This window comes from Streptomyces sp. NPDC127106, from assembly GCF_042677605.1.
Classification (GTDB): domain Bacteria; phylum Actinomycetota; class Actinomycetes; order Streptomycetales; family Streptomycetaceae; genus Streptomyces.
This window is the reverse complement of the sequence record NZ_JBHXTC010000049.1, coordinates 44,045-56,744: the sequence shown is the minus strand read 5'-3', so window position 1 is coordinate 56,744 and position 12,700 is coordinate 44,045. Positions and strand designations below refer to the sequence as shown.

Here is a 12,700-nt window from a genome sequence, read left to right as displayed (position 1 = left end):
TCTGGCGTTGATTTTTGGCACGCTGTTGAGTTCTCAAGGAACGGACGCTTCCTTTGTACTCACCCTCTCGGGCTTTCCTCCGGGCTTTCGTTCTTGCGTTTCCCACTCTATCAGAGTGTTTCGCGCTTCGCTTTCCGGGTTCTTCGCTTTCGCGTTTTCCCCTTCCGGCGATTCCAACCTTACCAGATTCTTTTCCGTGGCGTTTCCGGTCCGGATTTGAATTCGGTGGCCGTTGGAGGGCCTTTCCCTTTCGGGCGGATCAGACCTTATCAGGTATTCCTGGGTGCTGATTCCCACCCGCTCGCACGACGAGTCCGGACACAGGAGTGTGCCCGGGCTTGTTACGAGGTGGAGCCGTAAACGTACTGGAGCGGGGCCCCCGATGCAAATCCGGTTGCCCCGCTCCGGTGACACGGCTACGCCGGGTCTCAGACCTCCACGACGACCGGGAGGATCATGGGCCGGCGGCGGTAGCCGTCGGAGACCCACTTGCCCATGGTCCGGCGGATGAGCTGCTGGATCTGGTGCGGCTCCGCCACGCCGTCGGCAGCGGCGCGGGCGATGGCCTCCTCGATCTTCGGCAGGACCGCGGCGAACGCGGAGTCCTCGATGCCGGAGCCGCGGGCCTGGACGTTCGGGCCGCTCACGACCTTGCCCGTGGTGCTGTCCACCACGACGAAGACCGAGACGATGCCCTCCTCGCCGAGGATCCGGCGGTCCTTGAGGGACGTCTCGGTGACGTCGCCGACCGAGAGGCCGTCCACGTACACGTAGCCGGCCTGGACCTTGCCGGAGATCCGGGCCTTGCCGTCGATGAGGTCGACGACGACGCCGTCCTCCGCGATGACGATGCGGTCCTTCGGGACACCCGTCATCGCGCCGAGCTCGGCGTTCGCCCGCAGGTGGCGCCACTCGCCGTGGACCGGCATCAGGTTCCGCGGCTTGCAGATGTTGTAGAAGTACAGCAGCTCGCCCGCGGACGCGTGGCCGGAGACGTGCACCTTGGCGTTGCCCTTGTGCACCACGTTGGCGCCCCAGCGGGTCAGGCCGTTGATCACGCGGTAGACCGCGTTCTCGTTGCCGGGGATCAGCGAGGACGCCAGGATCACGGTGTCGCCGGGGACGATCCGGATCTGGTGGTCGCGGTTGGCCATGCGGGACAGGGCCGCCATGGGCTCGCCCTGCGAGCCCGTGCACACCAGCACGACCTCGTCGTCCGGCAGGTCGTCGAGGGTCTTCACGTCCACGACGAGGCCCGGCGGGACCCGCAGGTACCCCAGGTCACGCGCGATGCCCATGTTGCGGACCATCGAGCGGCCCACGAAGGCCACCCGGCGCCCGTACTCGTGCGCCGCGTCCAGGATCTGCTGGATGCGGTGGACGTGGCTGGCGAAGCTCGCCACGATGATCCGCCGCTGCGCGCCGGCGAAGACGCCGCGGATCACGTTCGAGATGTCGCGCTCCGGCGGGACGAAGCCCGGGACCTCGGCGTTCGTCGAGTCCGACAGGAGGAGGTCGATGCCCTCCTCGCTCAGCCGGGCGAACGCGTGCAGGTCGGTGAGCCGGTTGTCCATCGGGAGCTGGTCCATCTTGAAGTCGCCGGTGGCGACGACCAGGCCCGCGGGCGTGCGGATGGCGACCGCCAGCGCGTCCGGGATGGAGTGGTTGACCGCGATGAACTCGCAGTCGAAGACGCCCAGGTTCTCCCGGTCGCCCTCCTTCACCTCAAGGGTGTAGGGGCGGATGCGGTGTTCCTGGAGCTTCGCCTCGATGAGGGCCAGCGTCAGCTTTGAGCCGATCAGCGGGATGTCCGGCTTCTCCCGCAGGAGGTAGGGGACGGCGCCGATGTGGTCCTCGTGACCGTGCGTGAGGACGATGCCCTCGACGTCGTCGAGCCGGTCCCGGATCGACGTGAAGTCCGGCAGGATCAGGTCGATGCCCGGCTGCTCCTCCTCGGGGAAGAGCACGCCGCAGTCGACGATCAGCAGCCGGCCGTCGAACTCGAAGACGGTCATGTTGCGGCCGATCTCGCCCAGGCCGCCGAGCGGGGTGACCCGCAGGCCGCCCTTGGGGAGCTTCGGCGGCGGGCCGAGCTCAGGGTGCGGATGGCTCAAAAGTCTCTCCTCACCACGCACGCCACGTGCCTCGTAAGGCACGTGGCGCGCATGTCAGTCGTGCATCCGTGCACTTGCATGTGTCTGGTTCAGGCCTTGCTTATTCAGTTGTGAAGTCTGTTGTCAGAGCTGTACCCCGCCGGCAGCAAGATCGATCTTGAGTTGGGCGGTCTCCTCGGGGGTCAGCTCGACCAGCGGGAGCCGCAGCGGGCCGGCGGGCAGGCCCTGGAGGTTCAGGGCGCCCTTCGTGGTGATCACGCCCTGGGTGCGGAACATGCCGGTGAAGACCGGGAGCAGCTTCTGGTGGATCTCGGTGGCCTTCTGGACGTCGCCGCCGAGGTGGGCCTCCAGCATGGCGCGCAGCTCGGGGGCGACCACGTGGCCGACGACGGAGACGAAGCCGACGGCGCCGACGGACAGCAGCGGCAGGTTCAGCATGTCGTCGCCGGAGTACCAGGCGAGGCCGCTCTGGGCGATGGCCCAGCTGGCGCGGCCGAGGTCGCCCTTGGCGTCCTTGTTGGCCACGATGCGGGGGTGCTCGGCCAGGCGGACCAGCGTCTCGGTGTTGATCGGGACGCCGCTGCGGCCGGGGATGTCGTAGAGCATCACCGGGAGCCCGGTGGCGTCGGCGACGGCCGTGAAGTGCCGGTAGAGGCCCTCCTGCGGCGGCTTGTTGTAGTACGGGGTCACGGCCAGCAGGCCGTGTGCGCCGGCGCGCTCGGCCTGGCGGACGAGCTCGAGGGTGTGGCGGGTGTCGTTGGTGCCGATGCCGGCGACGACGTGGGCGCGGTCGCCGACGGCCTCCAGGACGGCTCGTACGAGGTCGCTTTTCTCCGCGTCGGTGGTGGTCGGGGACTCACCGGTGGTCCCGTTGACGATCAGGCCGTCGTTGCCTGCGTCCACCAGGTGGACGGCGAGCCGCTGCGCGCCGTCGAGGTCGAGTGCGCCATCCGCCGTGAACGGCGTGATCATGGCGGTGAGGACCCGCCCGAAGGGGGTCTGCGGAGTCGAGATCGGAGCCATGGGTAACACGCTACTCGCTGCCATGCTCACGGTGCCCCCTCGGGGGACGTCAACGCACGCCGTTCCTTCCCGCAGCGGCTGGGAGGGGCGTGGAGCCCGGCACTGCCTGCTCGGGGGTTCAAGCAGTGCCGGGTCCGTTTGATCAGCCTAGATGAACTTCACGAAACGTCGCAATACGGACACTTCGGACTTGATTCCGTACGTCTGTGCGGATCGGTCGGATGACCGACGGCCGGCCCCTCCGCCGCCTTCCCCGCCTACGGGGCGACGCGGCCGTTCGCGTTGAAGGCGGCGTACGTGAGCGGCATCAGCTTGGCCCAGTGCTGCTCCATCTTCTCGCCCACCATCTCGATCTCCCGCTGCGGGAAGGACGGCACCTGCGCGAGCTCGTGCTGGGTGCGCAGGCCCAGGAAGTGCATCAGCGAGCGCGCGTTGCAGGTGGCGTACATCGAGGAGAACAGGCCGACCGGCAGCACCGAGCGGGCCACCTCGCGGGCCACGCCCGCCGCCAGCATCTCCTGGTAGGACTCGTAGGCCTGGCGGTACGAGTCCTCCATGATCCGGCCGGTGAGCTCCAGCTGGGCCTCGGTGCCCTCGACGAAGACGTACTTGCCCGGACGGCCCTCCTGGACCAGCTTGCGCTCCGCGTCCGGGACGTAGAAGACCGGCTGGAGCTCCCTGTAACGGCCCGACTCCTCGTTGTACGACCAGCCGACCCGGTGCCGCATGAACTCGCGGAACACGAAGATCGGGGCGCTGATGAAGAAGGTCATCGAGTTGTGCTCGAACGGGCTGCCGTGGCGGTCCCGCATCAGGTAGTTGATGAGGCCCTTGGACCGCTCCGGATCCTTCTGCAGTTCGTCGAGCGACATCTCGCCGGCCGTCGAGACCCGGGCGGCCCACAGCACGTCCGAGTCGGCGGCGGTGTGCTTGACCAGTTCCACCGTCACATCACTGCGGAAAATGGGTTTCAGGGCTGGGGCGGCGGTCTCGCTCACCGGGGATCCTTCCGGACGACCTACAGGGGGCGCGCCCACTCTACGGCGCCCCTCACCGCAGTCCGTGCACGCGCCCCGTGGCGGCAGGCGGTCCGCACGGCTGACGGACCGCCACGAAATCTTCCCGTTGTCCCGAATGCGGGCACCAATGCGGCAGTTCGTACGTCCTTACCAGTGGCACCCCTGTCCACCTGACGCCCCGTACCGGGGCCCCGACCACGAGGAGAGTCGCCCCGTGCCCCTCCCCCAGCTCCCGCCGGCGGGCACCTCCCGGCGCGAGCCCGTCCCGTTCGCCTTCGTCGCCGAGGCCGACCGCTTCCGCAGCAATGTCGCCCCGCCACCGCGCGAGCGCCTGAGCACGCCGCAGATGGTCGCCCGTAGTCTGGTCGGTCTGACCGTGGTGGCGGGGCTCGTCGGCTCCCTGCTCTTCGGCGTTCCCGCACTGCAGCCCCACCGGGCGCCCGCCACGTCGCAGCAGTCGCAGGCCTCCGACGGGCGGTAGCCTCACGGACAAGCCCAACCGAACGTGCATGTGAGTGAGGTCCAGCCGTGCCCCTGCCCTTCTTGACGGCCGACGGCGCGTTCGACGCGCAAGAGGAAGACGTCCCCCTCGCCCACGACGACCACGACCGCTGGCGCCGCCCCTACCGGCCCGGGCCCTGGCGGGTGGCCGGCTCCGCGCTGCTGCTCCTGCTCGCGGCGTTCATGCTCCTCGCCACGATGATCATCGCCTTCGCGGGCGCGTGGACCGGCGCGGGCGTCTGCCTCGTGGCCGCGCTCAGCGTCGTCGGGACCGCGCTGCGGATGCTGATGACGGGCGTGTGGGTGAGCCGTTCGGGGCTGCGCCGGGTCGGGTTCTTCAGCGTCCGCTCGGTCGCCTGGGACGAGATCACGGAGATCCGCACCGTGCAACAGCCCGTGCGCTGGCTCGGACTGCCGAGGACGGTGCAGGGCCAGGCGCTGACGGCGGCCCGCCGGGGCGGTGCGGAGCTGCCGGTGCTGCTGACCGACCACAACGCCGACTTCCTGTCCCGGTCCGAGGCCTTCGACCGGGCCGTCGACATGGTCGAGGCCTGGGCCGACGAGTACCGGACGGTGCGCGCCGCCGCCTGAGGCGCGCGGCGCGCACGGGAAGCCCGTACGGGGATCAGACCCGTACGGGCTTCTTGTCGTGCAGGGCGATGGCCCGCTGCATGGCCTTGCGCGCCCGCGGGGTGTCACGGGCGTCGTGATAGGCCACCGCCAGACGGAACCAGCTGCGCCAGTCCCCCGGCGCGTCCTCGGTCTCGGCCTTGCGGCGCGCGAAGACCGCGTCGGCGGAGTCCCGCAGGATCCGCCCGTACTCGTCCCGCTCCAGCTCGTCGACGGGCAGCGCGCCCTCGGCTTCCAGCTCGGTGGCGAGCTGGTTGGCCCGGGTGACGAACCGGGTGTTCTTCCACAGGAACCAGACGCCGATGACCGGCAGGATCAGCACGGACGTGCCGAAGGCGACCGTCAGCCAGGTGCCGTGCCTGATCAGCAGCAGGCCCCGGCTGCCGACCAGGACGAAGTAGACGACCAGGACGGCGGCCGTGATGAAATAGGTGATCTTCGCGCGCATGGGTGTTACTGCCTGCTCGTCAGCCGAGGTCGAGGAAGTGTTCCAGGCCGAACGTGAGGCCCGGGGTCGCCACCACGCGCCGCACGCCGAGCAGGATGCCCGGCATGAAGCTGCTGTGGTGCAGCGAGTCGTGACGGATGGTCAGGGTCTCGCCCTCACCGCCGAGCAGCACCTCCTGGTGGGCCAGCAGGCCGCGCAGGCGGATCGCGTGCACCGGGACGCCGTCGACGTTCGCGCCGCGGGCGCCGTCCAGGGCGGTGGCGGTGGCGTCGGGCTGCGGGGCGCAGCCGGCCTCGGCGCGGGCGGCCGCGATGAGCTGGGCGGTGCGGGTGGCCGTGCCGGAGGGGGCGTCGACCTTGTTCGGGTGGTGCAGCTCCACGACCTCGACGGACTCGAAGTAGCGGGCGGCCTGGGCGGCGAACTTCATGGTGAGGACGGCGCCGATGGAGAAGTTCGGGGCGATGAGCACACCGGTCTCGGGGGATCCGGCGAGCCAGCCCCGCAGCTGGCCGAGGCGGTCCTCGGTCCAGCCGGTGGTGCCGACGACGGCGTGGATGCCGTGGCGGATGCAGAAGTCGAGGTTGCCCATGACGGACGCCGGGGTCGTCAGCTCGACGACGACCTGGGCGCCGGTCTCGGCCAGCGTCTCCAGCTTGTCCCCGCGCGTGAGCGCGGCGACCAGCTCCATGTCCTCGGCGGCCTCGACGGCCCGGACGGCTTCGGATCCGATGCGCCCCTGGGCACCGAGTACCGCGACCCGCAGCTTGCTGCTCATGCGTACTTCCTTCGCTTCCACTGGTCGTGGCGGCCAGGCCGCCGGGGGTGCGGGCGGGGCGGCGGCCGGCCGTCCCCGAGGGGCGGCCGGCCGTCTCCCCCGCCGCGCATGGCTCAGGCCACCGCCTCGTCGAGGCGGGCGGCCTGCTTCTCCTTCAGCGGGCCTATCACCGCGAGCGACGGCCGCTGGGCCAGTACGTCCTGGGCGACCGCGCGGACGTCGTCCGGGGTCACGGCGGCGATCTGGGCCAGCATGTCGTCGACCGACATCTGGTCGCCCCAGCACAGCTCGCTCTTGCCGATCCGGTTCATGATCGCGCCGGTGTCCTCCAGGCCGAGGACGGTGGAGCCGGACAGCTGGCCGATGGCCCGCTTGATCTCCTCGTCCGTGAGGCCCTCCGCGACGACCTTCTCGAGCTCGCCGCGGCAGATCCGCAGCACGTCGTGGACCTGGCTGGGGCGGCAGCCCGCGTACACGCCGAACAGTCCGGTGTCGGCGAAGGCCGAGGTGTACGAGTACACGCTGTAGGCCAGGCCGCGCTTCTCCCGGACCTCCTGGAAGAGCCGGGAGGACATGCCGCCGCCGAGGGCGGTGTTCAGCACGCCCAGGGCCCAGCGGCGGTCGTCGGTGCGGGCGAGGCCCGGCATGCCGAGGACGACGTGGGCCTGCTCGGTCTTGCGGCTGACCAGGTCGACGCGGCCGGAGGTGCGGATCCGCTTGGTGCCGCCGCGCGGGCCGATCGGCTGGGCGTCGGTGCGCCCGAGGGCGCCGGCCTTCTCGAAGGCGGCGCGGACCTGGCGCACGACCTTGGCGTGGTCGACGTTGCCGGCGGCGGCCACGACCAGGTGGGTGGGGTCGTAGTGCTTCCGGTAGAAGCGGTGGATCCGGTCGGCGCCGAGGGCGTTGATCGTGTCGACGGTGCCGAGGACGGGACGGCCCAGCGGGGAGTCGCCGAACATGGTGTGCGCGAACAGGTCGTGCACGCAGTCGCCCGGGTCGTCCTCCGTCATCGCGATCTCTTCGAGGATGACGCCGCGCTCGGCGTCGACGTCCTCGTCGCGGATCAGCGAGCCGGTGAGCATGTCGCAGACGACGTCGATCGCCAGCGGCAGGTCCGTGTCGAGGACCCGTGCGTAGTAGCAGGTGTACTCCTTCGCCGTGAAGGCGTTCATCTCGCCGCCGACCGCGTCGATCGCGGAGGAGATGTCGAGGGCGCTGCGCCTGCCGGTGCCCTTGAAGAGGAGGTGCTCGAGGTAGTGCGTGGCGCCGTTGAGCGAGGGCGTCTCGTCGCGGGAACCGACGTGCGCCCAGATGCCGAAGGTGGCGGAGCGGACGGAGGGCAGCGTCTCGGTGACGATGCGCAGTCCGCCGGGGAGGACGGTGCGCCGGACGGTGCCGATGCCGTTCTCGCCCTTGAGGAGGGTTTGGGTACGGGCGACGGCCCGCCCCTCCGAAGAGGGGCGGGCCGTCACACGGGAACTACGCGACGTCACTTGTCGGAGTCGTCCTTGTCGGCGTCGGCGGCGTCCTCGCCCTCGATCACGGGGATCAGGGAGAGCTTGCCGCGCTGGTCGATCTCGGCGATCTCGACCTGGACCTTGGCGCCGACCGCGAGCACGTCCTCGACGTTCTCCACGCGCTTGCCGCCGGCGAGCTTGCGGATCTGCGAGATGTGCAGCAGGCCGTCCTTGCCCGGGAGCAGGGAGACGAAGGCACCGAAGGTGGTGGTCTTGACGACCGTGCCCAGGTAGCGCTCGCCGACCTCCGGCATGGTCGGGTTGGCGATCGAGTTGATCGTGGCGCGGGCGGCCTCGGCGGCCGGGCCGTCGGCGGCACCGATGTAGATGGTGCCGTCGTCCTCGATCGTGATCTCGGCGCCGGTGTCCTCCTGGATCTGGTTGATCATCTTGCCCTTGGGGCCGATGACCTCGCCGATCTTGTCCACGGGGATCTTGACGGTGATGATCCGCGGGGCGTTCGGGGACATCTCGTCCGGCGTGTCGATCGCTTCCATCATCACGTCGAGGATGTGGAGGCGGGCGTCGCGGGCCTGCTTGAGGGCCGCGGCCAGGACGGAGGCCGGGATGCCGTCCAGCTTGGTGTCGAGCTGGAGGGCGGTGACGAACTCCTTGGTACCGGCGACCTTGAAGTCCATGTCGCCGAAGGCGTCCTCCGCACCGAGGATGTCGGTGAGGGCCACGTAGTGGGTCTTGCCGTCGATCTCCTGGGAGATCAGGCCCATGGCGATACCGGCGACGGGGGCCTTGAGCGGCACACCGGCGTTCAGCAGCGACATGGTGGAGGCGCAGACGGAGCCCATGGACGTCGAGCCGTTGGAGCCGAGGGCCTCGGACACCTGGCGGATCGCGTACGGGAACTCCTCGCGGCTCGGGAGGACCGGCACGATCGCGCGCTCGGCGAGCGCGCCGTGGCCGATCTCGCGGCGCTTGGGCGAGCCCACGCGGCCGGTCTCACCGACGGAGTACGGCGGGAAGTTGTAGTTGTGCATGTAGCGCTTGCGGGTCACCGGGGAGAGGGTGTCCAGCTGCTGCTCCATGCGGAGCATGTTGAGGGTGGTGACGCCCAGGATCTGGGTCTCGCCACGCTCGAAGAGCGCCGAGCCGTGCACCCGCGGGATGGCCTCGACCTCGGCGGCGAGGGTGCGGATGTCCGTGATCCCGCGGCCGTCGATGCGGACCTTGTCCTTGATGACGCGCTCGCGGACCAGGGCCTTGGTCAGGCTGCGGTACGCGGCGGAGATCTCCTTCTCGCGGCCTTCGAAGGCCGGCAGGAGCTTCTCGGCGGCCAGGTCCTTAACCCGGTCCAGCTCGGCCTCGCGGTCCTGCTTGCCCGCGATGGTCAGCGCCTGGGCCAGCTCGCCGCGGACGGCCTGGTCCAGGGCGGCGAAGACGTCGTCCTCGTAGTCGAGGAAGACCGGGAACTCGCCCTCGGGCTTGGCGGCCTTCGCGGCGAGGTCCGACTGGGCCTTGCACAGGACCTTGATGAACGGCTTCGCGGCCTCCAGGCCAGCGGCGACGACCTCCTCGGTCGGAGCCTCGGCACCGCCCTTGACCAGGGTGATGGTCTGCTCGGTGGCCTCGGCCTCGACCATCATGATCGCGACGTCGCCGTCCTCCAGGGTGCGGCCCGCGACGACCATGTCGAAGACGGCGTCCTCGAGCTCGGAGTGCGTCGGGAAGGCGACCCACTGGCCCTTGATCAGGGCGACGCGGACGCCGCCGATGGGGCCGGAGAAGGGCAGGCCGGCCAGCTGGGTGGACGCGGACGCGGCGTTGATCGCGACGACGTCGTACAGGTGGTCGGGGTTGAGCGCCATGACGGTGGCGACGACCTGGATCTCGTTGCGCAGGCCCTTCTTGAAGGACGGGCGCAGCGGGCGGTCGATCAGGCGGCAGGTGAGGACCGCGTCCTCGGAGGGGCGGCCCTCGCGGCGGAAGAAGGAGCCGGGGATCTTGCCGGCGGCGTACTGCCGCTCCTCGACGTCCACCGTCAGGGGGAAGAAGTCGAGCTGGTCCTTGGGCTTCTTCGACGCGGTGGTGGCGGACAGCACCATCGTGTCGTCGTCCAGGTAGGCGACGGCGGAGCCGGCGGCCTGGCGGGCCAGACGGCCCGTCTCGAAGCGGATCGTGCGGGTGCCGAAGGAACCGTTGTCGATGACGGCCTCGGCGTAGTGGGTCTCGTTCTCCACTAGCGTTCTCTCCATTTTCGTCGTCTCCGTCCGCGGCCCGTGTGGCGGCGGACGGCTGGAGAAGCGCTCCTTGCGTGTGGGCCGGTCTTCGATCGAAGTACCCGGTTCGGCGCCCGTGGGGCATTTCCGGGTACCACTACCGAGGACCGGCGGCGTAGGAGGGCGCTCCTCCTTCATCAGTTGTGCACCGCAGTGCGACGCGCACGTGCGTCCAGACTACAAAGCGTCCGGTACGTCCCGCACGCAGAGCGGCGCACGGCACGTACGGCAAAGGGAGCGGTCCCCTCATCGTGGGAACCGCTCCCTTCTCAGCGTCTTACTTGGCGCCGGCCGCACCGCGGCGGATGCCGAGGCGGTCGACCAGCGTACGGAAGCGCTGGATGTCCTTCTTGGCCAGGTACTGCAGCAGGCGGCGGCGCTGGCCGACGAGGATCAGCAGACCACGGCGGGAGTGGTGGTCGTGCTTGTGGGACTTCAGGTGCTCGGTGAGGTCCGAGATGCGGCGGGAAAGCATCGCGACCTGGACCTCGGGGGAGCCGGTGTCGCCCTCCTTGGTACCGAACTCGGCCATGATCTGCTTCTTCGTGGCGGCGTCGAGCGACACGTTTACTCCTCTTGAGTGATTCGTGGCCACCGAGTGCCCCAGGTCGTCAGCTCTGGGGATCTTCCGTGACTCGGGAGGCGGGTCCGCTGGGCGCAGTCCCCGGAAGGTTCCGGGGTGCGTACACAAACGGCCGTCACACAGCGTACCAGGCCGCCGTGCGGCGTGTCTCAGCTGGTGAGCGAGCGGGCCCGGGAGTAGACGTCCAGGACGGCCAGGGCCAGCGGCACGAGGCTGAGCAGGACGGCCGCCTCGGTGAGGTCGAGCAGCCGCCCCCAGAAGGGTGACAGACCCTTGCGGGGTATGACCAGCGCAATTCCGGCGAGGAGGACGGCGCCGGCGGCGACCGCGGCGGACAGCCAGATCGTACGGAGGTCCAGGCCGCCGCGGTCGTGGTAGCGGATGAGCTCCACGAGCAGGTCGGCCGGCGGGCGCAGGGCCAGGCCCAGGATCAGCAGGGCGACGGCGACCAGGCCGGCGGCCAGGGCGCACACGACCTGCGAGGTGTAGCGGAAGAGCCGGGCGCGCAGCAGCATGGCCAGCCCGGTGGCCAGGGCCAGGAGGCGGCCCCAGGTGTTGTCGGAGAAGCCGAGGACGGCGGCGGAGCCGACGGCGACCGCGGCGCAGCCGGCGACCAGGCCGAGCAGCATCTCGTGGCCGCGGCGGGCCTGGGTGGCGATGGCTTCGGCGTCGAGCGGGGTGCCGGCCTCGCCCTGGTCGGGGCCGGCGGCGGGGTCGCCGTACGGCTCGGTCTCGTAGCGGTCCGGGGTCTCGTAGACCTCGACGGCGCTCTGCGGGGCGGCGTAGCCGATGGGCAGTCGCGCGAAGCGGGCCGACAGGCCGGGCAGGAAGGCGACGAGGCCGATGGCGACGGGGGCGCAGCCGGCGGCGGTGGCGGTGGCGGAGGCCTCGGTGACGATGGCGAGGAAGGTGGCCAGGGTGCCGGTGGCGGCGAGGAAGGTGGCCGCGACGAAGGGGGCGTCGCCGTTGGGGGTGAGCGCGACCAGGGCGACGGAGGCGATCAGCACGCAGACGCAGCCGAGCAGGAACTGCAGGCGGCCGGGTCCCTGGCCGGCGGCGGGGGCGATGATGCCGGAGCCGGCGATGAGCAGCTGCGGCAGGGCGCCGAGTCCGAGGGCGACGGCGGAGCCGCGGTCGCGGTAGACGCGGGCGCGGACGCCGGCGGCGGCGGTCAGCAGGAGGCCGACGGCTCCGGCGATGATGCCCGGCAGCCCGTGCATGTCGTGCCGGACGGGGTCGGCGTACCAGAGGACGAAGCCGAGCAGGACGAGCAGGACGGCGGCGCCGGCCAGGCCCGCGCCGCGGAGCATGTCGTCGCTCCACAGATGGCGGTCGCGGACGACGGCGGAGGCCACGGCGTCGGAGACGTCGTCGAAGACGGCGGGCGGCAGCGATTCGGCGAACGGGCGGAGGCTGAGCACCTCGCCGTCGAGCACCTGCTGGGCGGCGAGGGAGCGCGCCCCGTCGAGGACGGTGCCGTCGCGGCGGACGAGGTGGTAGCCGGTGGGCGCGCCGACGGACTGGGTCTGGCCGGTGAGGCGCAGCAGTTCGGGGTAGACGTCGGCGACGGCGATGTCCTCGGGGAGGGCGACGTCGATGCGGCTGTCGGGAGCCACGACGGTGACTCTGCAGAAGCCCGTCGCTGCGGCCGTACTCACCTGTGGGACCCCCTGGTTGGCGGAGCTGGTACGCCCCGCGGACGTCTCTGATTCGCGGATGCGCATACTGCGCGGGCCACCCTACCGGGAGTGTGTACGACAGTCGGCAAGTAGGATCACCGTCGCGCGGGGAGAGCCCCTTCGCGCCCGGGACTTGGGGCGCCGCAGCAGCGTCCGGTCCGTTTTCGAGGGATTGATGCT

The 12,700-nt window shown here is 70.4% G+C and carries 12 protein-coding genes; 3 read left to right on the top strand and 9 right to left on the bottom strand.

Annotation, left to right across the window (positions count from 1 at the left end; genetic code table 11):
* The coding region (locus ACFVGY_RS29730; RefSeq protein WP_385682920.1) for a hypothetical protein at nucleotides 1-220 on the top strand (220 nt) is incomplete at its 5' end.
* A gap of 208 nt (nucleotides 221-428) precedes the next feature.
* Here the strand turns inward: ACFVGY_RS29730 and ACFVGY_RS29725 are convergent.
* The 3 genes from ACFVGY_RS29725 to thyX all read right to left on the bottom strand — a co-directional run bounded on the left by ACFVGY_RS29725 (nucleotide 429) and on the right by thyX (nucleotide 4,135).
* Nucleotides 429-2,114: a ribonuclease J gene (locus ACFVGY_RS29725; protein WP_385682917.1), complete on the bottom strand. Its 1,686-nt coding sequence runs from the start codon at nucleotides 2,112-2,114 to the stop codon at nucleotides 429-431.
* 123 nt (nucleotides 2,115-2,237) lie between these two features.
* Nucleotides 2,238-3,137 carry a 4-hydroxy-tetrahydrodipicolinate synthase gene (gene dapA, locus ACFVGY_RS29720; protein ID WP_385682914.1) on the bottom strand — a complete coding sequence of 300 codons (900 nt, stop codon included), beginning with the start codon at nucleotides 3,135-3,137 and terminating at the stop codon, nucleotides 2,238-2,240.
* A gap of 257 nt (nucleotides 3,138-3,394) precedes the next feature.
* Nucleotides 3,395-4,135 (bottom strand): FAD-dependent thymidylate synthase, encoded by a 741-nt coding sequence (gene thyX, locus ACFVGY_RS29715; protein ID WP_385682911.1) that lies wholly within the window; start codon nucleotides 4,133-4,135, stop codon nucleotides 3,395-3,397.
* Between the two features lie 235 nt (nucleotides 4,136-4,370).
* Between thyX and ACFVGY_RS29710 the strand changes: the two genes are divergently transcribed.
* The gene (locus ACFVGY_RS29710; protein WP_385682908.1) at nucleotides 4,371-4,637 is read left to right on the top strand and encodes a hypothetical protein; all 267 of its coding nucleotides are present in this window, start codon (nucleotides 4,371-4,373) and stop codon (nucleotides 4,635-4,637) included.
* Between the two features lie 47 nt (nucleotides 4,638-4,684).
* Nucleotides 4,685-5,248 carry a hypothetical protein gene (locus ACFVGY_RS29705; RefSeq protein WP_385682906.1) on the top strand — a complete coding sequence of 188 codons (564 nt, stop codon included), beginning with the start codon at nucleotides 4,685-4,687 and terminating at the stop codon, nucleotides 5,246-5,248.
* A gap of 34 nt (nucleotides 5,249-5,282) precedes the next feature.
* Here ACFVGY_RS29705 and ACFVGY_RS29700 read toward each other — a convergent pair whose 3' ends face one another.
* The 6 genes from ACFVGY_RS29700 to eccD form a co-directional block, all read right to left on the bottom strand.
* A complete protein-coding gene (locus ACFVGY_RS29700; RefSeq protein ID WP_385682903.1) occupies nucleotides 5,283-5,735 on the bottom strand; it encodes a hypothetical protein in 453 nt (150 codons plus the stop codon).
* A 19-nt stretch (nucleotides 5,736-5,754) separates the two neighbouring features.
* Nucleotides 5,755-6,510 carry a 4-hydroxy-tetrahydrodipicolinate reductase gene (dapB, locus tag ACFVGY_RS29695; RefSeq protein ID WP_385682901.1) on the bottom strand — a complete coding sequence of 252 codons (756 nt, stop codon included), beginning with the start codon at nucleotides 6,508-6,510 and terminating at the stop codon, nucleotides 5,755-5,757.
* 113 nt (nucleotides 6,511-6,623) lie between these two features.
* On the bottom strand, nucleotides 6,624-8,003 hold the full coding sequence (locus ACFVGY_RS29690; protein WP_385682899.1) for a M16 family metallopeptidase: 1,380 nt from the start codon (nucleotides 8,001-8,003) through the stop codon (nucleotides 6,624-6,626).
* A complete protein-coding gene (locus ACFVGY_RS29685) occupies nucleotides 8,000-10,219 on the bottom strand; it encodes a polyribonucleotide nucleotidyltransferase (RefSeq protein ID WP_385682923.1) in 2,220 nt (739 codons plus the stop codon). The genes ACFVGY_RS29690 and ACFVGY_RS29685 overlap by 4 nt, the downstream gene beginning before the upstream one ends.
* Nucleotides 10,220-10,535: 316 nt before the next feature.
* Nucleotides 10,536-10,823 carry a 30S ribosomal protein S15 gene (gene rpsO, locus ACFVGY_RS29680; RefSeq protein ID WP_385682896.1) on the bottom strand — a complete coding sequence of 96 codons (288 nt, stop codon included), beginning with the start codon at nucleotides 10,821-10,823 and terminating at the stop codon, nucleotides 10,536-10,538.
* Between the two features lie 167 nt (nucleotides 10,824-10,990).
* Nucleotides 10,991-12,499, bottom strand: coding sequence for a type VII secretion integral membrane protein EccD (gene eccD, locus ACFVGY_RS29675; protein WP_385682893.1), 1,509 nt, complete (start codon nucleotides 12,497-12,499; stop codon nucleotides 10,991-10,993).
* Nucleotides 12,500-12,700: the final 201 nt, after the last annotated feature.